The sequence below is a fragment of the Undibacterium sp. Ji49W genome, assembly GCF_049340205.1.
Taxonomy (GTDB): Bacteria; Pseudomonadota; Gammaproteobacteria; order Burkholderiales; family Burkholderiaceae_D; genus Undibacterium.
Genome location: NZ_JBMPOW010000003.1, coordinates 286,297 through 308,053, shown reverse-complemented (window position 1 = coordinate 308,053; position 21,757 = coordinate 286,297). Strand labels below are relative to the sequence as shown.

The following is a 21,757-nucleotide window of genomic DNA, read 5'->3' as shown; positions in this document are numbered from 1 at the left end:
GCGATTCAGAACTTGTACTGAGCTTGCGTACCCACACCAAGCACTTTGGCGTGACTCAAGTTCAGATTATCTGTCTGCAAATGCAGACCCACAATACGGTTACTCCAGCCTATACCAACTGATTTATAGCGCGTATCAAAACTGGCATCAAAGCGGCCATAGGCAGAATGATTGGCGACGCTCAACACTGGCAGATTAACGCCGTAAAAATGCCGGACTTGCGCGGCAAATTCCCATTGCTGGTTTTGATAGGCAACACGCGCAGTATGTGTTTGCGGCACCGAGACTGAGCGGGTCCTTTGGCGGTTTACGCCCTGTAACAAAGGTGCGTAATTCAAATAACCCTTGCTGTCATATTGCACAACGGCAGAGCTAAGGCTTTGCTGCAACTCAGGCAAATTCTGCCATGCCAGACGATTGAATACATCCTCAAGCTGGTATTGCACGCGCCATGCCGGATTGATTTGCCAATCCATGGCCAGACTGGAGCTATAGCCTTTGGCCTCAGGTTCAAATTGCTGAAACAGGTATTGATAGCGGCTATTGACATCCAGCTCGGTTGCAGAAAAACTGTAGTGCTGATTGTCAACATAACTGGCAGCCCCTGTTGCCTGCACCGAGCGGTATTGCGGCTTCATGTAATACACGGCACTGGCAAAGAAGCGCGGCTGATACCCATCACCCAGGCTGTACCAGCGCCCTGCCCGCAGACCGAAGCCTGACCAGCTTTCCATCTGCGCGCCTAGCTGATAGCTGACTGCCTGCTGCGGCAAACCACTCTGCTTATATGCCTTCACAAATGCCAGGGTAGATGCGCTGGCTTTCAACATGCCTTCCTGACGTGCTTCCAGATTCAAACGCCATTCTTTGTAGCCCATGCCCAGCTCTGCACGGTAACGACGCAGACTGACATTTTGGCCTTCTTTGGGCGAAAAATCGCCACTCCAGTCACCCTCTATTTTGCGGGCAGGCATAAAATCTGACGCTTCCCACAGGTCAATACTGGCAAAGCCATGCCAGCTGTCGTCATTTTTTTGCGGATACAGTTCATCCATGGCATATGCCTGATGAGCAAGCAAAGCCGTGCCTAGCAATACGGTCAGTCTGGATAAGAACATGGAATACACTCAAAAAAATAGCCCGCTGACAGGCAGCGGGCGTACTCTGAAAAAATTCAACTTACTTTATGGATTCGAAACTGCCATCGACATAACTGATACGGCCTGCCTTCAAATCCAGCCAGCCGACCTTGGCACCATCTTTCAGGATGTCGGCCACTTCATTGCTGCCATACAAATCAAAAGACACGCCGGTAGCACTGCTGACACGCAACACTCTGGTCTTGCCCGGGCTATCTGTCAGGTTGGCATTAATGACATTACTGCCATCATCATATTGCGCGAACATACTGCTGCTATTGAAAGCATCACTACTGCCACTGACGTTCAACTTCAGCGGTGGGCGATCAGGTAGCTGTATCACACCAACAATCGCTGCCGAGGTGCGGGCAAAATTATTTGCAGTTTCAGGCTTGCTATTGTCAAAGCTGGTATACCCAAAACGTTCTACGCTTAACTTGCCGTTAAAAAATTCCAGTGCAGTAGCCAGGCCTGTGCTATTGCTGATCACGCCAGTAAAATCGATCCGGTTTGGCGCATAGTTCAGCCCATTTTTGTCGGCTGAGGCATTCGACAGCTTCAATTCTCCATGCACCTTGCTTTTGCCTGCTTCACCAGTAAGCAGCAAGGCAAATTCTTTCGCACCGAATTTAGCCAGCTTGCCGCTGCTGTCCAGGCTTACTTTGGCATAAGATCCCTTTTCTATGGCCAGTCTTGCGCTGACCTGGCTTGACACATAGGACTTGAGTTCACCGCTAAAATCATACCGAAAAAAACCGTCCGCCGTATCATTGCGATCCACGCGCAGGTTCCAGCTTTCAAAGTCAGTCAGCAATTTGCCATTGCCGTCGGTACGCGGCGGCATCAGGCCATCCACAATCAAGGCTGTCACATTCTTGCCCTGCATGGCATAACTGATCTGGCCAGTAAATGCATTCGTGGAATAGCCACTGATGACCGTTGCATTGGCATCATTGGCTGCTGTCCTGATGAAATCAAATTTATCCTGATTCCAGCCAAATACGGTCTTTTGCTGCACCAGTTCAGATTTATAACTAAACTTTCCCGTATCACCGGCGACAGGTTCCAGCCACACCCGGTCGATGATTTCCACCCATTCAACCTGGTAGCGATAACTGGCTTTAAAAGTACCCGGCAACACAACACGGGAAAAACGGCATTCCAGCGCCAGCGCTTCTGCCGGCGTGCGAGCAACATTCTGCTTGTCACGCATGACGCTGCAATCACCCAGATTACCGACATTCTGATAACCACTCCATAAGGCTGTGGCGCCATAAAACAGGCCGTTGACCGATGTATCCTTACTGGTGCCAGCCTTGAACTTGTTAAACTGGTCGATGCCTTCCGTCAGTGTTTTCGACCAGATCAATAAATCCTTGTCCATAGGCGCGCTGGCTTTTTCAAAATCAGCCTTGACTGCATTCAGGCGCATATCGATGGCACCGTTTTGCTGCCCGTTCGTCAGCGAGTAAATATTGTTGCGCAGACTGGAAAAGAATTGCCTGGTTGCCGCAACCTTGTCCGTCTCGGGAGCAGGTGCCGGCAGGCTGCCGCTGATGAAAGTACCGACACCGTCCACCGAAGTTTTACCGGATTTATTGAGGTTGCCGTCAACAGTCACTTTTTCCAGTGCAGAACGCAAGGCAAGGCGTACATCTTCATTAAACAGAAAGGTATTACCATCAAGCTTGCCGGCATTGGCGATCTGGCTGACAACACAGACTACACGCTTGCCCTGGCTATCCGCATTGCATGAAAATGCTTTATCCAACGCCAATTGAGAAATGGCCGTCAGACTAAGTGCTTGCAGCTTTTCATCGACATACGCATCTACCGAGCTATCGCTGGTAGCCTGGACCATCGCCACCCTTTGCGGATCAAAACCCAGCAGCGCCTGCACACCTGCCCTGGCACGATCAATATTGCCGGCAGTCAGACCACCGGCTTTTTCTGCGACCTGCACAATCAATTCGGTCAATGGCGTAACGCCACCCCAGTACACGGGTTCCGGGTTGGCACCCTGCTTGACGACACTGCGTAACCTCAATTCATCAGGAAAAGGCAAATTGACCTGAGTAGCCTCGTCATACATGAAAGCACCAGGGGCATTGCCGACTTCAATCAAAAAACTGGAACTGCCGGCAGGAACAGAAATCGTGTAGCCCCCATCACTGGCTGTAATGGTATCGGCAAAAGCTGTACCTACTTTTTTACCGGATGCATCAAGCGAAAAAGCCTGCACGCGTGCGCCAGTGATTCTGCCTTTTGCCGCCTGACCATTGAACTGGCGACTGCTATTTGCTGCAACGGCAGAAATCGCACTGGATGTCGTCGGCGTGGACGAACCGCCACCACCACAGGCACTCAGAACCAGTGCGAGAGCGAGCAAGCTAGTAGCGATAACAGGACGATTGAATTTGTTCATGAGTGAATGCCGGATAAGAGTCCGTCGCAACAGGTAAACATTTAAGCGACAGCTGCATTCATCGCTGCGCAAAAGAACTTGTAACGAACTGTAAAATAAAAGAATTGCGATTCTAGCATTGAAAAAAGCATTTTGTCGCTTAATCAATCAAGAAGGCGTGCAAATAAATGGGTAAATGGATACAAAAGAATGTGATTGAAACGAGTTGCTCGCTAAATCACTGTCAAAAGCCTGAGTGCCTGCCTAAGGCTTAGCTGTTTCCTGAACGGGGTGATCAGGTTTGTTTGCCATGACGGCATTCGGGGCAAGAATCTGGACGAAAATTTCGTTTTTCTTGATCATGCCCAGTTCAAAGCGGGCACGTTCTTCGACGGCATCGGTGCCGTTTTTCAAATCCTGTACTTCAGATTCCAGTTTGCCGTTACGCTCTTTGAGTTTATCGTTATTGGCTTTAACTTGCGACACCTGCCGGTCCAGTTCCCAAACGCGCAGCCATCCCCCTTTACCCAGCCACAAGGGGTACTGGATCAGCAGCAACAGCGCAGCAAAGGAAAGAGCTATTAAACGCACGGGCGCAAGGCTATCGGTTCAAAACTTGTCACTCAGAAAAAAAGGGGAACGGCGTTCCCCCTTTTTTTACCAAACCAAATTACTTCAAATTGTAGAAGGCGTCACGACCAGGATAACTGGCGATTTCGCCCAGATCTTCTTCAATACGCAGCAATTGATTGTACTTGGCCATACGATCAGAACGGGACAGCGAACCAGTCTTGATTTGCAGGGCATTGGTACCAACAGCGATATCCGCAATCGTGCTGTCTTCAGTTTCACCGGAGCGATGCGAGATCACTGCTGTGTAACCGGCACGCTTGGCCATTTCAATGGCAGCGAAAGTTTCAGTCAGGGTACCGATCTGATTGATCTTGATCAGGATGGAGTTGGCGATACCTTTTTGTATGCCTTCTTTCAGGATCTTGGTATTGGTGACAAACAGGTCATCACCAACGATCTGGACTTTCTTGCCCAGTTTTTCAGTCAGGATAGCCCAACCATCCCAATCGCCTTCAGCCATGCCGTCTTCGATGGAGATGATAGGATATTTGTCGACCCAGGTTGCCAGCAGATTGGTGAAATCTGTAGAAGACAGTGTCAGGCCTTCGCCCTCCAGATGGTATTTGCCGTCTTTGTAGAATTCGCTGGCAGCACAATCGAGGCCAAGCGCGATTTGCGTGCCTGGTTCATAACCGGCTGCTTCAATCGCCTGAATAATCAATTTGATCGCTGATTCGTGGTTATCAACGGAAGGAGCAAAACCACCTTCATCACCAACCGCTGTCGTCAAACCCTTGTCATGCAGGATTTTTTTCAATGCGTGGAATACTTCTGCACCGTAGCGAACTGCTTCACGGAAAGTTGGCGCGCCAACCGGGATGATCATGAATTCCTGAATATCCAGATTGTTGTCGGCGTGTGCGCCACCGTTGATGACGTTCATCATAGGCACTGGCAATTGCATGGCACCAGAACCACCAAAATAACGGTACAGCGGCAGACCGGCTTCTTCAGCAGCTGCTTTTGCTACAGCCATGGAAACCGCCAGCATGGCATTCGCACCCAGGCGGCTCTTGTTTTCAGTACCGTCCAGATCAATCAGGGTACGGTCAAGGAAAGCCTGTTCATTGGCGTCCAGGCCCATGATGGCTTCAGCGATTTCTGTATTGATATGTTCACAGGCTTTCAACACGCCCTTGCCCAGATAGCGGGACTTGTCGCCATCACGCAACTCTATCGCTTCGCGGGAACCGGTTGATGCGCCAGAAGGCACAGCAGCACGACCCATGACACCGGATTCCAGCAGTACATCACATTCAACAGTTGGGTTACCGCGTGAATCCAGGATTTCACGACCGATAATGTCAACGATGGCACTCATTCAATTCTCCTAAACAATCAATATTGCGAACAAAGTAAAAACGAATCTGACCCATCTTTCTGACCACGCAATGACATTGCATCACATGCTGCATCAACGTGGTCAATAACTACTTCAATCCTTGCTGGCCAGCGCATTTTTATGCGCAATCGCTGCCTTGGCAAACGAGATAAACAAAGGATGACCATCACGTGGTGTCGATTTGAATTCCGGATGGTATTGCACACCCAGGTACCATGGATGCACATCACGTGGCAATTCCATGATTTCACACAAATCTTCTGTTGGCGTACGGGCAGAAACGATCAGGCCCGCAGCTTCCACGCGGCCAAGGTAATGGTTATTTGCTTCATAACGATGACGATGACGCTCGGTCACGACATTGCCGTAGATTTCTGCGGCCAGTGTGTCAGGACGAATAGCGCAGGTTTGCGCGCCCAGGCGCATGGTGCCGCCCAGATCTGAGTTTTCATCGCGGGTTTCAACTTTACCGTCGTGGTTTTGCCATTCATTGATCAGGGCCACGACAGGCTGTTCGGTTTCCGCATCAAATTCAGTCGAATTTGCCAGAGTCAAACCAGCCTTGTTACGTGCGTATTCAATCAGCGCAACCTGCATGCCCAGGCAGATGCCCAGGTAAGGGATTTTGCTTTCACGAGCATAACGGGCAGCCATGATCTTGCCTTCGACACCGCGCTTGCCGAAACCACCCGGCACCAGGATGGCATCGTATTTTTCCAGCGACTTGGTACCATGGGCTTCGATTTCTTCCGAATCCACATACTCGATATTTACCCGACTTTCGGTATGGATACCCGCATGACGCAAGGCTTCCGTCAGGGATTTATATGATTCTGTCAGGTCTACATATTTGCCGACCATGCCGATAGTGACTTCTTCTTTCGGATTTTCCAGCGCATAGATCAATTTGTCCCACATGGCCAGATCGGCTGGTTTTGGTGACAGACCCAACTTATCGCAAACGATTTTATCCAGACCCTGGTCGTGCAACATCTGAGGAATCTTGTAGATGGTGTCAGCATCCCATACAGAAATCACTGCTTCTTCAGGCACATTGGCAAACAGAGAGATTTTGGCGCGTTCATCATCCGGGATAGGACGGTCAGCACGACACAACAAGGCATCCGGGAAAATACCGATTTCGCGCAGTTTTTGTACACTGTGCTGGGTAGGCTTGGTTTTCAGTTCACCGGCAGCAGCAACATACGGCACCAGTGTCAGATGCACGAAGGCTGCCGCATTGCGACCGGCACGCAGACTCAGTTGACGGGCCGCTTCGAGGAAAGGCAGGGATTCAATATCGCCAACGGTACCACCAATTTCAACCAGAGCAACATCGGCACCGGCAGCACCACGGTGAATGAATTCCTGGATTTCATTGGTGATGTGCGGAATGACCTGCACAGTCTTGCCCAGGTATTCACCGCGACGTTCTTTACGGATAACGGATTCATAAATCTGACCAGTGGTGAAATTATTCACCTTTTTCATTTTGGCCGTAATGAAGCGCTCATAGTGACCCAGATCCAGATCAGTTTCGGCACCGTCGTCGGTAACGAATACTTCACCGTGCTGGAAAGGACTCATGGTACCCGGATCAACGTTGATATACGGATCCAGTTTAAGCATGGTGACTTTGAGGCCGCGCGATTCGAGGATCGCAGCGAGAGAGGCAGCGGCAATGCCTTTGCCCAATGAGGAGACTACGCCCCCCGTAACGAATACAAACTTAGTCATTGCAGAAGGTGCCAAACGGCACAAGCGGGAAATTCGAATTATACATCACTAAGCCGTGAATGCGCGAATTCCCGCCAGCAAATCAAGGGAAATCAGGATACCTGCTTTTACATTGCATAAAAGAATTGCAACCTGGCAAAATTTTGCGCACCCTGCCCATTACTTAATTCCCTGATTTCATTACTGCGACGAATGATGGAGGCAGAAAGCCCATATTGATCATTGCGCCACAGATAACCAAGTTCAACTTCCCCCACCATGGTTTTAGGGCTGACTGCATTCGCCTGTTTGTTGAAATAACCACCTTGTATACTGGCGTTATAGGCAACCGCCTTCACTTCTGTACGCAGGAAACCATAGCTGGCCGCCTGCTCGGGCAAAGCATTCAGGCTACCGGCACGCAATAGCAATTCAGCACTGGCATCAGTAAATATATTACCGAAATGGCCTTTGAAACGGGGGGCCACATCAACACCGGCGAAAGGCAGTAAGCGCCCTGGCGAAAATTCACCCGTCAACACCATTCCCCACTCATTCCTGACCTGGGTACTCCAGCCTTGCGGCAAGGGTTGATTGATAAGGCGGTGCAAGTGGGTCTGCGACCATTCGCCACCAGCACAGGGGCCCAAACAGCCGATGTCCAGACCCAGCTTCAGACTTTTGCCGGTTGCTTCGCTTTTTTCACGGAACATGCCGGCATAGAGCCAGCCAGCATAGGGATGGTCAATTTTTGCAATCTGTCGTGGCAAGAGCTTGATGTCAGAAGCAGTATACAAATCCTGACCAAAGCGCCAGCCATAGGTCAGCGACTGCAAGGCATCCGCCTTTGTGTACGTCTGCCCTATACGGTTGCCACTGGTATAAAAACCGTCATCTTTTTTCAGCAACAGACTGTCATTGTCAATATCAAGCTGCAAGACAGTTTTGCCAGTCTGCCTGACCTGACTGAACTCATCCCAGGATGGCATGCCAGTATCAGCCAGTACCGGACGGGCCAGCAATGCGGCCAACAGCAACGAAAACTTGGCAATGCCAGCGGTATGCGATGTATAACTCATGTATGAGAAAACCTTAGAAAAACTGCGCAATGGCGCAAAAAACAAGTCAAATCAGGGCTGCTGACAAACCGGCTTACTTTAAATGAAAGCCGGTAATCATGGTATGCACAGCTGCCGCCGTCGCTGCCGGCACTTCCAGCGGTATCAAATGACCACCTTCTATCAATACGTAATTATCACCCATTAACTTCCTGGTTGCTGCCGGCCCTGCCTGACGGCACTCTACCGAATCGGTTCCGCCGACAAAACCTATAGGCATTGCGGGTGGACGGCGCAGCAGGCGCCCCAGGCCATGCGGCAAGCTGCGGTAGATGGCGGTTTCAACTTCACGCGTAAAGCGCAGGGTCACGCCTTCGGGATGTGGCTTTAAACCTGCCCGCATATAGTCACGCAACACACCAGGCGGCCAGATGGCAAACATTTCCTTGGCTGCGAAATGCTGATAAGCCTCTTCTTCACTTTTCCAGATATGGCGGCGTTTTTCTGAAAAACGGGCTGGTGAAAATTTCCTGTCCAACCCCAATACTTTAAACAACCGCAATAACATGGCACGCCAGCCCGCCACTACCGGCGAATCCAGCACCACGACACAACGTACCAGATCAGGTCGGGCGCGTGCCGCCATCAGCGACAAAATCCCGCCCACCGAATGGCCCACCAGAATCACCGGTTGCGAATATGACTGTTGCAGGGTATCGATCAGTTCCTGCACCAGATGCTTCCAGCCATCCATGACGGGATACGCCGGGTTATGCCCCACCATATCGGTCGCATGCACATCATAATGACTGCGTAAATGATCCAGGAACATGCTGTAGGTGCCAGACGGGAAGCTATTACCATGGACAAAATGAAGCAGGGGTTTTACTGTGTTTTCGCTCATAACTGCAAGTCATTACCGGCCAAACCAGTAACGCGCATTTTCCTGTCTGAATTGTGAAGTGTTTAATGATGCGCCAAATTGTAATGTGATTGCACCTGATTCGTCGCTTCTTAGACGTTTTATTCCAAAATCAGCGTAGCGCGCATACACATCTGCTTTGGGATGGTGATAGCGGTTCAGGTAACCAACCTGAAAAACAGCAACCGTCGGATGCACCGCTTTTAAAAAAGCCGGGGTAGATGAAGTGCCGCTGCCATGATGCGGTGCCAGCAAAATATCAGCAGGCAGTTTTTGTGGAATCATGTTGACCAGTTCATCTTCCTGTATCGCCTCTATATCACCCGGCAACAGCATGGCATACCTGGCGGTAGACACCCGCAACACGCAACTGCGTGCATTCGGTTTCCATTTAGTGCTTTCATAGCTGGCAGGCACAGGTTGCAGTACTTCAAAGTGTACGCCATCCCATTCCCACTGTTGCCCCGCTTCGCAATGCTGATGTTTGCTGGCTGCCTGGACGATGGGGCTATCCAGGTGCAGTGAACTGCTGACCAGATTCACCGGCAACTGCTTAAGTATGCTGAGCGCACCGCCAGAATGATCACTGTCATTGTGCGACACCATCATGCCATCCAGCTTATTGATGCCCCGCGCGTGCAGATACGGCAAAATCACCCTGCTGCCACTGTCCGATTCGGGTGAATACGTGGGGCCGGTATCGTACAGGAGGCGATGCTGCGAAGTCTCCAGCAACAGCGCCATGCCCTGCCCTACATCCAGCGCCGTCACTTGCAATTCCCCTTCAGTCGGTGTTGCCGGTGTCTGAAAAAACAGTGGCAGACAACACAGCACACCCAGCCAGCGCATGGGCCAGCCCCTAGGTGCCAGCAACCAGACCGCACCCAGCATGGCCAGGCAAAACATCCAGAATGACGGGAAAGGCACATTCCACACCGCCAGCGGATAAGCGCTCAGATAAGTCAGAAAACGGGCCAGCAGATCGACAAAAACGTGAGCGAGTTGCAATAACCAGACCGACAAAGGCGCAGGTATGACACTGCCCAGAAGTGCCAGTGGTGTCACAATAAAACTGACCAGCGGTATCGCAATCGCATTCGCCAGCGGGCTGATCAATGAAATTTGCCCAAACAAGAGCATGGTCAGCGGAACCAGGCCAACCGTGACAGCGTATTGGGTCAGGCCCGCTGTCCGCAGTGCATCTGGCAGCGTTTCAAACAAAGTCTTACGCATTGCCGTGGTATCTTGCCCAGCCTGCTTTTGATGCAGATAACCATCGCTGGCAAACACGATCATGGCCACCGCAGAAAAAGATAACCAGAAGCCGGGCGACAAAACCGCCCACGGGTCCAGCACAACGACGCTCCCCAGCGCCAGGCAGAGTATCGAAGAAAACTGGCTTATCCGGCCATGCCAGACCGCCAGCGCCACCACGATCAACATGAACATGGTTCTTTGCGCCGGCACACCAAACCCGGCCAGCGCAACATAGACCAGTGCCATAACGGCGCCTGCCAGCGCCGCCGCTTTCTGCGCTGGCAGACGCAAGGGTAAAGGCGTAGCCATGCTGATGAAAAAGGAATGTCGCCACAGGTAATAAATCAAGCTGGCAAACAGGCCGGCAACCATGGTGATGTGGAGACCAGAGATACTGATTAAATGACCGATGCCTGCGCGATTAAAGACGGTCCAGTCGGATTGGGCAATTTCACGCTGATCACCAACCACCAGTGCCACCAGTACCCCGGCGTATGGATGGGTCGGCAATGCCGCATGAATACGGTCACGCAGACGGGCGCGCCCCAGTTCGATCATATTTCCGAGACTCCATACAAAAGTATTCAGTCTCTGGTTTTTTACCGCCTGCGTTTCCGGCCGGACCATGCCGGTGGCGCGCAATCGTTGTTCCAGCAACCAGGCTTCATAATCAAAGCCATAAGGATTGGCATTGCCGTGTGGGCGCTTCAGCCGCACCCGTAACTGCCAGCGTTCGCCCGGCTGGATGTCCATCGCCTTGCCTGCGGTATTGCTATCGGCATCCTGGCCATCGCCATCAGCAACGCGGTCAACACCATGCCCCGCATTTTGGCCTGCACTTTGGCCTGCACTACGGTCCATGCCACGTTCACTGCCATACCAGGACAAAGCCACCTTGGACGGCCAGTCTTTGTGTTCAGTCTTGCCGTCAGTAACAACCTGCTCCACCGCAAAATTAAACCGTACGCCCTGCTCAAAGCGAAACGGCAAACTGTCTACCGTACCGATCAGCACGATGTCCTTGTTTTCCCATTCAACAGGCAGGGATTCGCTGAGATAAACCTGGGCAAAGCCGCTGGCCCAGACAAAACCCAGCACCACAGCCAGGCTGGTGCGTGCTGGCAAACGCAGGCGTTCGGAAGACGTAAAACGATATAGCAGGATACAGGCACAAGTCGAAACGACAGCAACTACCAGCAATGCTGCCCAGTCCAATAAACGCGCCTGTTGCTGCAATAAGGCGACGCCGACTACCAGGCCCAGCATCACCGCCCGCACTATTTACGCCCTTTGCATGCGCGGCAGAATAGTCAGCGCATTGCTACTGGTGGTGGCTGCCACCTGTGTCTTGTCCATCTGGCGCAATTCTGCCAGCACGCTGCCTATCTGCGGCAATTGGGATGGGCTGTTGGCACCTGCGGTCAGCCAATGGGGTGGAATATCTGGTGCATCCGTCTCCAGGACGATACTTTCCAATGGAAGCTCGGTTGCCAGGCGCCGTATTTGCAGGGCGCGGGTAAAAGTCATGGCACCGCCAAACCCCAGTTTGAATCCCAGTGCAATAAATGCCTCTGCCTGTTGCTGGCTGCCGTTGAAGGCATGGGCTATCCCGCCACGGACTTTGATGCGACGCAAGTGCTTGAGGATGATGTCTTGCGAGCGACGTACATGCAGCAAGACCGGCAAATCAAAATCCCGGGCAATTTTAAGTTGCTCGACATAGTAGTATTCCTGCTTTTCCCGCAGAGGACTTTGGGTCAGGGCAGGCACAAAATAATCCAGCCCGATTTCGCCTATGGCGACCAGTTTCCGGTCTGCATCCGCCCCCGCCATCAGGCCATCAACTTTCTGGCGCAAGAACAGCAAGTCTTCTTCTTTGGATGTGGGAACATACATGGGGTGAATACCTAATGCATAAAAACAGTCGCTACGCTGCTGCCCAAGTTGTATGACGGTATCGAAATTGTTTTTATGCACGGCTGGCACCACGATGCCCGCCACCCCCGCCTGGGCAGCCTGTTCGGCCACCTGCAGCGAAGTGCCGCCAAAATCAGAGGCATCAAGGTGACAGTGCGTATCTATCCACATAAAATCAGTCAGGGTTGGTTTAAAAATGAAACAGCCAATCTACCACTGCGATTATGATGCAGATTGTCTCAATCCTTCAATTTTTTGTCTTCTCCTCTGCAAGAACATCGCGTCCGGTCTTTGCGGTCGCAAGTCCAGCACGATCAAACCTGCCGCCGCCGCTGCCAGTAAATGCTTGAGACTATGCCCGCTGACGATGTGCAGGGCATGCAGTATTTCTGCATCCAGCAACTCGGTCACTTTTGCGAATACATACAGTAACATGGCACAGCCAAACAGCAACCTGGTGCTACGCGCACTGCCCCACATGGCCTGCCATACGGGTATCAGCACCAGATTCAAGACCTGTATCAGCAAATATGGGCGCAAGTCACCTGAATACTGCCACCACAATACTGAGGCCAGACCAGCAAGCAAGAGCACTATCAGTTCGGTCATGGCGCGCCGTGCATCCATGCCGGGCAGATTATCTGCCCTGACTGCTGCCAGCAAACTGCAACAAGCCAGCGCTATCGGCAGACGATCCCAAAACAGGCGGGCATCATCGGGGGCCAGATGGTAATAACTGGAACCCATGCTGGTCGCCATTAGCGCCACCACAAACACGCAATAGGCAGTAAAACTCATACCGGCATCGCCCTGCCTGATTTTTTTGGCTAGTGCCGCTACGCCAGCTACTGCAACCAGCGCAAAGCCGATATTCGACAATACATCCATGGCGTGCGCGATACCCATCCACACCGATTGATCGGCAAAGTCATGATAATGCGCGAATTGCAGAATAGGCCCATGTAGCAACATGGCGACTACGGCCAGTGCTGTGATTATCCAGGGCGAGGCAGCAAGCAAGGCGGATTTGCTCGATTTGCGCACCATACTATTTTCCATCCGCATCACCTGCTCCTGAATATTAAAGTGGCAAGCTTGCCCAGAAGGCGAGAAAAATGAAACTCTTGATCAAAAAGTAGCAGGCTATAATGAGGAAAGTATTATTTTATACCACCATCCATACCCTCTTCGGGACAAGGACGACCATGACTGAAATCCGGCAAATTCTGAACAGCATCAAATTCCAGCTCAAGCAGCAGGGCAAGACCTACCGGGATGTCGCACTGGCGCTGGATTTATCCGAAGCCAGCATCAAACGGCTGCTCAGTGTCGAGAATGGTGCCTCTATGAGTGTGGAGCGACTGGCGCAGTTGTGTCATTTCCTAGGCTTTAGCCTGATGGAAATCACGCAGGAAGCCAATGCCAGCAATGCGCGCATCCATACGCTGAGCGTGGCGCAGGAAAAAGAACTGGTGTCTGACAGCAAACTATTGCTGGTCGCGGTATGTGCCATCAACCACTGGCAATTTGAAGATATCTTGCGGGTGTACCAGATCACAGAAACCGAATGCCTGAGCAAGCTGCTAAGGCTCGACAAGTTACAACTGATCAGCGTCTTGCCAGGCAACCGCATACGATTGAATGTTGCCCGAGACTTTGACTGGCTGGTTCACGGCCCTATACGTGACTATTTTCGTGAAAGTGGCATGCCAGATTTTCTGAAAGCCGCATTTCACCAGGAGAATGAATCCATGTATTTCCTGCATGGCATGCTGACTGAACCGGCAATGCAGAAGTTTCATGCCGAATTGCGTCAGTTGAAACAGAGTTTCGCAGAACTGCATACAGAAAGCCTGGCCAGCCCGCTGAAGAAAAGACGTGGTACGGGCCTGCTCATGGCGATGCGGGAATGGGAACCTGCCAGCTTCACGGCTTTGCGCAAGAAACACTGACGAGTGCCCTATTCTGATCTGTCACCCCTATCGCCCCTATCGCCGCCTGTCGCCCCATCAACCACCGATGGTCGCAGGCCTGGGCAGGCTTACCGACGACGGGATGACGATATCATCGCGCAGGCGCAAGAATTTAAAACCCAGCAGTTTTCTTGGATTAGGCAGCTTGCTGGTCCTGGTGCGTTCATGGGTACGATTGATGAAGGCATCAAAACTTTCCTCCCTGACTTGCGGCTCGGCAGAGTTCAGGAAATTTCTCTTGCCGTCGGCATCAATCACCACCAGTCCGACATGGGTAACCGACTGATAGCCATCCTTGTCAGATACAACGTTGACGAAATCACCGTTCTGTAACTGTGACAATACAGCATTCACCTGCGCCGTTTTCACATAAGCCTCGCGGCTGTTCTGGACCGGGATGTTGGTGACCGTGTGATGCTGCTCCCTCAAGAACTTTGCCCTGTCCACGCTGATATCAAAGGTACTGGCTGGTCCGGGCAACAGATTGCCAGAGACATCCTTGAGCAGCCACGCGTTATTGATATTCCAGTCCACTTCGGTGTAATGATTGCGGGTCGCTACACCGATCTGACCATCCTTGTATCGTATGCGCTGCAATATCCAGAAAAACTCTTCCCATGACCGGCTTAATGCCATGGCGTAGGTATGCTCAACAAATACCAGGCAATCGCTGTGCGTCAGGCTGTACATGGGTAAAGTGTCATGCAGCTCGAAAGGAAATTCACCCAGTAAATTCAGGCGATAAGGCTGACCAATATTTTTCCTGGCGAGGGTGACTATTCGCTGACGCAAGTCCGGCACGCTGGCATGCAAAAAAGCCAGGTACTTGTCGACCTCTTGCGGCGTCATTTGATAGATTTTTTTAGCCGGAAAAGGATCAGCTTCGAGCTTGCCAGCTGTTGAAGGGACCAAGGCTTTATCCTGCGCCTGCAATGGCGCGGCAAAAAATAGCGCAGCAACTGCTAAAGACAGTGATGAAAACAGCGGAGAAAATAAGTGAGGAAACATAGGCAGGTAAAAGGAAATGAGTTCTGCTCAGACTTATACCATAGGAAAAGGTTTCAATAACAATAAACGCATCGCCACCTATGTGCCCATGCATTTCCTGCCTTCGCCCATGATCGACTAATGATACTGGAATAGGACTTACACAAAATCGTCCCGGCAAGGCGCTGCAACGCAGTTGGGGCGCTTTTGCGTAAGTCCTATGAAATTCAGATCAATGCATGCCTGGCGACCAGCACACCATCTATATCCGCATAAATCCAGTCACCCGGATGAATCGCAACACCGGCGATATTGATCAGCAGATTTTTCATCCCGCCACCGTGCTTGGCACTGCGCAAAGGCATGGAAGCCATCGCACGCACACCAATATTGCACTGGTTGATTTCATCCACATCACGGATGCAGCCATGCACGATGATGCCGGACCAGCCGTTCTTTTCAGCCATTGCAGCCAGATTACCACCCACCAGCGCACAACGGAAACTGCCGCCACCGTCGACGACCAGAACCTGACCATTGCCCGGTGTTTCCAGCGTAGACCTGACCAGCACATTGTCTTCAAAGACTTTCAGCGTTACGGCCTGCCCGCTGAATTTGACCGCATTACCAAAACGCAAAAAGATAGGTGGAAGTACAGACAATTCGTTGGTAGCAATCTTGCCCTCATTGGCGTCACAGATATCACAGGTCGCAAAGCTCATGATTTTTCCTCGGTCGAACGTGGTTAGAATAGTTCTTTATTCTAACCAGCAAAGCTCAAGCTGCCAATGCACGTGTCTTGGTTCCGACATTGACCGCCGTCAATATTGCTAACACCTGGAACACGCCTATACAGACAAAAATCCAGGAAGGATGATGCGCATCCATAATGGCACCAAAGATCAGCGGCGCTACCGCCAGACCGGAATCCAGACCCGAATAGACAACGCCATATACACGGCCAGTCGCATTCTTGGGTGCTGCTGCCCGTATCAGCAAATCACGTGAAGGGCCTGCAACGCCCGATCCAAAGCCTATCGCCGCCATCAGGATGATGGCAATCGGCACATTCACCGCACCGCTGGCCAGTATCAGGGAAAATATTCCGGCAAAGCTGAAAGCCAGGGTAATCGTCCTGTCATGTTGCGATGTTTTTGCCGCCAGAAAACCACCCCACAGCATGCCAGCGGCTGATGCCAGCATATATCCGGTGTAAGCAGTGGTCGCTTCACTCAATTTCATGCCATACATATCGCGCAGACCGGAAGAAGAAAAACTTTGTATGCCCCCTAATGCCATCGCGGTCATGAAGAAAAATCCAAAACACATCCATACAGCTGGTATGCGCAAGAAATCCGTGGTGCCACCTGCCGTTTTCACACCCGAAGTGTGTACATTGTGGTGATGTACTGGCTCGGTATGCAATAAATCACGATAGACAAACAGAATCGCCAACACGGCAAACGGCAGAAAAGCGGCACAAAACAGTGCCGTGCGCCAGCTCGTCAAGCCAGCGATGGTCACCAGAAACACCGGTGCGGTCGCCCAGCCCAGATTACCCGATATACCATGCACAGAAAATGCATACCCCAGACGCGCAGTGGAAACCTTTTTGTTCAACAAGGTGTAATCAGATGGATGAAAAACGGCATTGCCAACACCAGCCAGCATGGAGCCAGCCAGCAACATCGCGTAATTTTGTGCAGACGACAATACCAGCGCGGCAAACCCCAGGCAGCTAATGCCAAAGAACAAGACTGCCCGTGCGCCCAGTTTGTCGACTATGAAACCTGACAAGGCCTGACCGATACCGGAAATGACAAAAAACACCGTCATCAACAGACCCAATTCGGCATAACTCAGGCTGAACGCATCCTTAATCCAGGGGAACAAGGGGGCCAGTATCATATGGAAGAAATGGGAAATGCCATGTGCCAGGCCCACCAGACCGATCACCATCGCATCCTGTCTGAGATTTACCGGGGGGCTTACTGCTGTAGTCATACCAGGTCCTTTCGCTATTGAATTGGCGCATATTGGCGCATTACAGCGCCCGACCTGATGAGTGTATGTAAAATCGTCTAGTCTGATTTAAGATAGATAGACAAACTTTGTCGAATTTACGACAATTCAATCGCATTACTTAAATGGCAATTTTAATATGGCAGTAGAAATCCTGACCGACACCCGCCCGCAATCGCCGGACAAGCGCCCCACTCCGGAACGCCCGGTGCGTCTGGCCGCCCGCAATCTGCCGACGGAGGAAGTAATACGCATGCATCGCCACCAATGGGGGCAACTGACCTACACCCCACAGGGCATGATGCAAATCCTGGCCAATGACAATACCTGGTTCGTACCGCCATTACGGGCTATCTGGATACCAGTAGGTGTGGAACATGAGGTCAGGATTATTGAGCCCTCGCAATTGCGTTTGTTAAATTTTCATGCGGATTATCTGCCTTTCAACGGCAATAATTGCCTGGTGCTGGAAGTATCGCCCTTGCTGCGCGAACTGATCGCCAGCATGGAGCAGATAGAACAAGCAGGCGCACGTGAAAACCATCTTGCTGCCGTCATCACAGATGAATTGCAGGCCGCCAAACACCTACCCATACGCCTGCCCATGCCGCGCGACAAACGTCTGAAAAGCCTGTGTGAAATATTGCTGGCCGACCCGGCATCTGGCCTCACGCTGGAAGATTATGCAAGCCAGGTTGGGGCATCATCACGCACGCTGTCACGCCTGTTTGAACAGGAACTGGATATGTCCTTCACCGCCTGGCGCCAGCAAATGCGCTTATCAAAAGCGTCACCGCTGATCAGCAGCGGCCTGCCCTTGTCGCAAGTGGCGGCTGAACTGGGCTATGCCAGTCAATCGGCTTTTTCGGCCATGTTCAAAAAAACATTTGGCGAATCACCAAGCAGCTTTTTTCGTCAGAAATAAAAAATGTCCGCTGTCAAGCCTTTTATGATGGCGGGCATGACGCGAAAAACCTATACAACGCAACAGTTTAGGGTGTTTTTCGGTGACTTCAGCCCACTATAGATTTGCAGGCTGGGGGCCACATAGGAGCCTTGCGGTTGCGGGTCTTGGCGTACCTGAGCGGGCAACACGGGTGAAGGCATTGGCCCCGTCCTCCGTAATCATATGTGAGCCATACATAAGGCTGATACCCCAAAACGCGAACGCGCAGTTCGGAGACTGCGCGTTCAACGAGGCTTGGCTGTGACTTTGCCTACGGAGGTGTTGCTTCTCGCTGAGGTGGCTTCTGCGACACCGGCTTTGATGCGTCCCTTTTCTTGAATCCCCGATCACCAGCCATGAACGCTTCCAGCATGTGCGGAATCAACGTCACCGCATCCACTGTTTCGCCGTAGGCCTGGGCGTGCAGCGCCGCATAGTGGTCGAGGTCGGCCTTCAAGCTGGCCGGGCATGTGAAGGTCAGCTTGGTACTGGTACTGGATGGCAGCGGCCCGAGTCTCAGCCTCTTTGTAGGCGTGCTCATCGCAATCCCCCACGCACAAAGAAAAGTGGCTGGTACGGCCGCAGCACCAAATCCCGATTGACGATGACGCGCACCGGCAGGCCGGGTCGCTCGGTTAGCGTCGGCTGCATGTTCATGTTGCGCCGGGTCATCTCCTGGCCCACCTGATTCACAGAGTCCTTCAGGCTGTCGCGCCCAGCGATGATCACGCGGCCCCCTCCATTGCGATTCTCCGGTGCGGCCAGTTCGGCGCCGATGCCCAACAAGGTCGTTAGCGCCGCACTGGCGAACACGCGATCCCAGTGCCAGTCCACACCGTCTTCGAGACCCGCATAACCCGCCGGATCGGTGCCGACCAGCTTGTCGAGCTGGAACGAGGACGTATCCGGCAGGATCACCCGATTCCACACCACTTGCACCCGGCTCTGCCCATAGCTCACCTGGCTGTTGTATTTGCCCAGCAAGCGCGAACCCTGGGGGATCAGCACGTACTTGCCGGTGGCCGTGTCGTAGACCGGCTCCGTCACCGTGGCGATCACATCGCCCGGCAGGTCGGATTTGATGCCCGTCACCAGCGCAGCAGCGATGACCGTACCCGCCATGACTTGATACGGTGATGCGGGCATTTGCAGAGATCCGGAATTACGGGTTGCCTTGCGCACGCAGTCCTGCTTCACACACAAATTCATGCACGCCTCCATCCAGCACCTCAACGCGAAACTATGGATAAAAGGTCGCTTTCTATTAGCCAAATGCCTGAAATGTGAAGCATTGTGGACTTTGATTTTCATTGCAAAATCAAATCACTCTGAACTGGCAGGACGTTTCCTGAGGCTCTCAAAGCGTTCGCCAAATTCTTGACGCAGTTCCTTTCGAACTACGGCGGCGGCATGACGCCGCTTTTGCTCAGGAGAAAACGGCCGTAGAGCGGGCACGGCAACAGGTATACGGTCGTCGTCAACCGCCACCATCGTAAAGAAACAACTGTTGGCGTGACGAAGGGCCTGAGTCCTGATGTTCTCCGCCATTACCTTGATGCCCACCTCCATGGAGGTGGTTCCAGTGTGATTGACTGAGGCAAGAAAGGTGACGAGCTCTCCAACATAAATGGGCTGTCTGAACATCACCTGATCCACAGAAAGCGTCACCACATAGCGTCCGGCATATCGACTCGCGCAAGCATAGGCAACCTGGTCGAGAAACTTCAGTACGCTTCCACCGTGAACATTCCCTGAAAAATTGGCCATATCAGGCGTCATCAGTACAGTCATTGTCAGTTCATGCGCGGGTACGTTCAATTTTTTCCTTTGTCAAGATCGGCAACACTTCCGTTGACTCAAAGATCTGCTTCGTACTTTTTGTCGGGTCCATTGCTTTTCCCATTGCCATAGTTGCACTAGGCTTAAACGTAGGCTCAAGACAACGCAACATGACTTCCATTTCGGAAATTTTTCCTTTGTGACAGGAATCGACATACAGACCGCATGCTCAGCAAACGCAGCATGCGGTGCTAAAAAATATAGCGGATATTCCTGCCACCGTTCCTATCAATTTTTGTGGCTGCCGAAGCGGTATCCTTGATCGAAAACGGAGGCAATCACCACGATTGCACCCGAAACAGCCAAGATAAGTACGACACCAATGGTTGAATGCGAGTCAGATTTCGCAACCATGGCCAGTGCCCACAGTGGTGCAAGTCCACCAGCAATAGCTGTACCAATTTCCCGACCTGTTCCAACACCTGTCGAACGGCCCTCTACCGGAAATTGACGGCTGAGAAAAGACCCCTGTGGAGCAAACATCATCGGAGCGAGAATGCCAGTTCCAATGATGATAGCCGCGTAGATCAACATGTTCTCACCGCTACTCAGCATCGCCATAAAAGGGTAAGCAAACAAAGTCGAAAGCGCACCACCGACCATAAGTAGTTTCTTACTACTATATCTGTCGCATAACCAACCGAAAATGGGAACGGCGAATATCGCAACGAGACTGGCAAGAGTCACCGAGAGTGAAGTGACACTGGCAGAAAGTCCCCCGAACTGCGTTAAATATGCAAGTGAAAATGTTTTGAAGATATAGCTCAAAGCGTTGTAGCCAATCGCGACGAAAAACACCACGAAAAGCCCCCTGAAATTGGCTGCATACAATTCCTTCAGTGGGTTTTTCCTCCGATGGCTTTCTTCTAGTGCATCGTATTCTGGCGTTTCCGGCAGACTCTTGCGAACCCAAAGTCCAACCAAGACCAAAACGAAGCTGAGTATGAAGGGAATGCGCCAGCCACCGGCGAGTATGAATGCATCCCCTTTAAGGGTAAGCAAATACACTGTCATAGAAGAAAGTAGTAACCCAAGGTTCAGCCCAAGCGCGGGCCAGGCACCCTGGCGCCCCTTCTTGTTGCTTGCCGCATGCTCATAGGATGTTACTGCTGCCCCAGCGAGTTCTGCTCCAGCTCCGAGTCCTTGAATTATTCGAATGACAACCAGTATCAGCGGTGCCCAAATCCCAATGGTGGCGTAGGTTGGAATTAGTCCAATAGCGGTGGTACATATGCCCATTAGGCAGAATGTAATGAATAGCATCTTCTTGCGTCCATACCTATCACCAAAATAGCCGAAGAATATGCCCCCAAATGGGCGAGCGACGAAACCGATAGCGAACGTGGAAAATGCCTGGAACGACGCCGTTGCCGGGTTCGAGGAATCGAAAAACACCTTGCTGAAAACGATAGAAGCCATCGTCGCATAGAGGTAAAAGTCATACCACTCCAGCATTGAGCCGACGATTGTCGCTGCCGCCACTTTTCTAAGTCGCTTGGTAGCTTGCTCCTGAGTTTCTTGTTCAGTTTTGAAAACGTTCATTGTCTGTCTCCTACTTTGATTTTTTAATTAATTTCTACTTCTGCTTACCGCTGCTATCGT

The 21,757-nt window shown here is 51.8% G+C and carries 18 protein-coding genes and 1 pseudogene; 2 read left to right on the top strand and 17 right to left on the bottom strand.

Annotation, left to right across the window (positions count from 1 at the left end):
* Positions 1 to 5: 5 nt before the first annotated feature.
* From ACO0LK_RS05580 to ACO0LK_RS05535, 10 genes are all read right to left on the bottom strand, one after another.
* Positions 6 to 1,118 (bottom strand): hypothetical protein, encoded by a 1,113-nt coding sequence (locus tag ACO0LK_RS05580; RefSeq protein ID WP_422972954.1) that lies wholly within the window; start codon positions 1,116 to 1,118, stop codon positions 6 to 8.
* A gap of 61 nt (positions 1,119 to 1,179) precedes the next feature.
* The gene (locus ACO0LK_RS05575; protein WP_422972952.1) at positions 1,180 to 3,564 is read right to left on the bottom strand and encodes a hypothetical protein; all 2,385 of its coding nucleotides are present in this window, start codon (positions 3,562 to 3,564) and stop codon (positions 1,180 to 1,182) included.
* A gap of 243 nt (positions 3,565 to 3,807) precedes the next feature.
* Positions 3,808 to 4,134, bottom strand: coding sequence for a cell division protein FtsB (gene ftsB / locus ACO0LK_RS05570; protein WP_186946652.1), 327 nt, complete (start codon positions 4,132 to 4,134; stop codon positions 3,808 to 3,810).
* Positions 4,135 to 4,213: 79 nt separating this feature from the next.
* Positions 4,214 to 5,497 carry a phosphopyruvate hydratase gene (gene eno / locus ACO0LK_RS05565; protein WP_422972949.1) on the bottom strand — a complete coding sequence of 428 codons (1,284 nt, stop codon included), beginning with the start codon at positions 5,495 to 5,497 and terminating at the stop codon, positions 4,214 to 4,216.
* Positions 5,498 to 5,611: 114 nt separating this feature from the next.
* Entirely contained in the window at positions 5,612 to 7,255 is a 1,644-nt protein-coding gene (locus tag ACO0LK_RS05560; protein WP_422972947.1) for a CTP synthase, read from the bottom strand.
* Positions 7,256 to 7,362: 107 nt separating this feature from the next.
* Positions 7,363 to 8,313, bottom strand: coding sequence for a lipid A-modifier LpxR family protein (locus tag ACO0LK_RS05555; RefSeq protein WP_422972946.1), 951 nt, complete (start codon positions 8,311 to 8,313; stop codon positions 7,363 to 7,365).
* A gap of 73 nt (positions 8,314 to 8,386) precedes the next feature.
* Positions 8,387 to 9,196, bottom strand: coding sequence for an alpha/beta fold hydrolase (locus tag ACO0LK_RS05550; protein ID WP_422972944.1), 810 nt, complete (start codon positions 9,194 to 9,196; stop codon positions 8,387 to 8,389).
* Positions 9,197 to 9,208: 12 nt separating this feature from the next.
* Positions 9,209 to 11,749 carry a DNA internalization-related competence protein ComEC/Rec2 gene (locus ACO0LK_RS05545; protein WP_422972942.1) on the bottom strand — a complete coding sequence of 847 codons (2,541 nt, stop codon included), beginning with the start codon at positions 11,747 to 11,749 and terminating at the stop codon, positions 9,209 to 9,211.
* Positions 11,750 to 11,752: 3 nt separating this feature from the next.
* Entirely contained in the window at positions 11,753 to 12,559 is an 807-nt protein-coding gene (locus tag ACO0LK_RS05540; RefSeq protein WP_422972940.1) for a TatD family hydrolase, read from the bottom strand.
* Positions 12,560 to 12,610: 51 nt separating this feature from the next.
* A complete protein-coding gene (locus ACO0LK_RS05535) occupies positions 12,611 to 13,453 on the bottom strand; it encodes a hypothetical protein (RefSeq protein ID WP_422972938.1) in 843 nt (280 codons plus the stop codon).
* 140 nt (positions 13,454 to 13,593) lie between these two features.
* Here ACO0LK_RS05535 and ACO0LK_RS05530 point away from each other — a divergent pair, with 140 nt between their 5' ends.
* A complete protein-coding gene (locus ACO0LK_RS05530; RefSeq protein ID WP_422972936.1) occupies positions 13,594 to 14,340 on the top strand; it encodes a transcriptional regulator in 747 nt (248 codons plus the stop codon).
* A 57-nt stretch (positions 14,341 to 14,397) separates the two neighbouring features.
* Here ACO0LK_RS05530 and ACO0LK_RS05525 read toward each other — a convergent pair whose 3' ends face one another.
* The 3 genes from ACO0LK_RS05525 to ACO0LK_RS05515 all read right to left on the bottom strand — a co-directional run bounded on the left by ACO0LK_RS05525 (position 14,398) and on the right by ACO0LK_RS05515 (position 17,352).
* Positions 14,398 to 15,273: an N-acetylmuramoyl-L-alanine amidase-like domain-containing protein gene (locus ACO0LK_RS05525; protein WP_422972935.1), complete on the bottom strand. Its 876-nt coding sequence runs from the start codon at positions 15,271 to 15,273 to the stop codon at positions 14,398 to 14,400.
* Between the two features lie 302 nt (positions 15,274 to 15,575).
* Positions 15,576 to 16,070 (bottom strand): ribonuclease E activity regulator RraA, encoded by a 495-nt coding sequence (rraA, locus tag ACO0LK_RS05520; protein WP_422972933.1) that lies wholly within the window; start codon positions 16,068 to 16,070, stop codon positions 15,576 to 15,578.
* Between the two features lie 55 nt (positions 16,071 to 16,125).
* Complete coding sequence (locus ACO0LK_RS05515; protein ID WP_422972931.1) at positions 16,126 to 17,352, bottom strand: MFS transporter; 1,227 nt, start codon at positions 17,350 to 17,352, stop codon at positions 16,126 to 16,128.
* A gap of 157 nt (positions 17,353 to 17,509) precedes the next feature.
* Here ACO0LK_RS05515 and ACO0LK_RS05510 point away from each other — a divergent pair, with 157 nt between their 5' ends.
* Positions 17,510 to 18,295, top strand: a complete 786-nt coding sequence (locus tag ACO0LK_RS05510; protein ID WP_422972929.1) for an AraC family transcriptional regulator — start codon at positions 17,510 to 17,512, stop codon at positions 18,293 to 18,295.
* Between the two features lie 292 nt (positions 18,296 to 18,587).
* On the opposite strand, the gene ACO0LK_RS05505 is transcribed toward ACO0LK_RS05510, so the two are convergent.
* From ACO0LK_RS05505 to ACO0LK_RS05490, 4 genes and pseudogenes are all read right to left on the bottom strand, one after another.
* Entirely contained in the window at positions 18,588 to 18,857 is a 270-nt protein-coding gene (locus tag ACO0LK_RS05505) for a DUF2274 domain-containing protein (protein ID WP_422972927.1), read from the bottom strand.
* A pseudogene (locus tag ACO0LK_RS05500) lies at positions 18,854 to 19,486 on the bottom strand (TrbI/VirB10 family protein); the annotation flags it as partial. The gene ACO0LK_RS05505 and the pseudogene ACO0LK_RS05500, both read right to left, overlap by 4 nt.
* Before the next feature lie 153 nt (positions 19,487 to 19,639).
* The gene (locus ACO0LK_RS05495; RefSeq protein WP_422972925.1) at positions 19,640 to 20,134 is read right to left on the bottom strand and encodes an acyl-CoA thioesterase; all 495 of its coding nucleotides are present in this window, start codon (positions 20,132 to 20,134) and stop codon (positions 19,640 to 19,642) included.
* A 249-nt stretch (positions 20,135 to 20,383) separates the two neighbouring features.
* Positions 20,384 to 21,697: an MFS transporter gene (locus ACO0LK_RS05490; RefSeq protein WP_422972923.1), complete on the bottom strand. Its 1,314-nt coding sequence runs from the start codon at positions 21,695 to 21,697 to the stop codon at positions 20,384 to 20,386.
* Positions 21,698 to 21,757: the final 60 nt, after the last annotated feature.

Bases quoted from the DNA above. Each gene is read 5' to 3' on its own strand.
- ACO0LK_RS05575 (WP_422972952.1), bottom strand. From the start codon at position 3,564: ATGAACAAATTCAATCGTCCTGTTATCGCTACTAGCTTGCTCGCTCTC.
- rraA (WP_422972933.1), bottom strand. From the start codon at position 16,070: ATGAGCTTTGCGACCTGTGATATCTGTGACGCCAATGAGGGCAAGATT.
- ACO0LK_RS05580 (WP_422972954.1), bottom strand. From the start codon at position 1,118: ATGTTCTTATCCAGACTGACCGTATTGCTAGGCACGGCTTTGCTTGCT.
- ACO0LK_RS05510 (WP_422972929.1), top strand. From the start codon at position 17,510: ATGGCAGTAGAAATCCTGACCGACACCCGCCCGCAATCGCCGGACAAG.
- ACO0LK_RS05555 (WP_422972946.1), bottom strand. From the start codon at position 8,313: ATGAGTTATACATCGCATACCGCTGGCATTGCCAAGTTTTCGTTGCTG.
- ACO0LK_RS05515 (WP_422972931.1), bottom strand. From the start codon at position 17,352: ATGACTACAGCAGTAAGCCCCCCGGTAAATCTCAGACAGGATGCGATG.
- eno (WP_422972949.1), bottom strand. From the start codon at position 5,497: ATGAGTGCCATCGTTGACATTATCGGTCGTGAAATCCTGGATTCACGC.
- ACO0LK_RS05530 (WP_422972936.1), top strand. From the start codon at position 13,594: ATGACTGAAATCCGGCAAATTCTGAACAGCATCAAATTCCAGCTCAAG.
- ACO0LK_RS05490 (WP_422972923.1), bottom strand. From the start codon at position 21,697: ATGAACGTTTTCAAAACTGAACAAGAAACTCAGGAGCAAGCTACCAAG.
- ACO0LK_RS05550 (WP_422972944.1), bottom strand. From the start codon at position 9,196: ATGAGCGAAAACACAGTAAAACCCCTGCTTCATTTTGTCCATGGTAAT.
- ACO0LK_RS05535 (WP_422972938.1), bottom strand. From the start codon at position 13,453: ATGCGGATGGAAAATAGTATGGTGCGCAAATCGAGCAAATCCGCCTTG.
- ACO0LK_RS05560 (WP_422972947.1), bottom strand. From the start codon at position 7,255: ATGACTAAGTTTGTATTCGTTACGGGGGGCGTAGTCTCCTCATTGGGC.
- ACO0LK_RS05540 (WP_422972940.1), bottom strand. From the start codon at position 12,559: ATGTGGATAGATACGCACTGTCACCTTGATGCCTCTGATTTTGGCGGC.
- ACO0LK_RS05505 (WP_422972927.1), bottom strand. From the start codon at position 18,857: ATGAGCACGCCTACAAAGAGGCTGAGACTCGGGCCGCTGCCATCCAGT.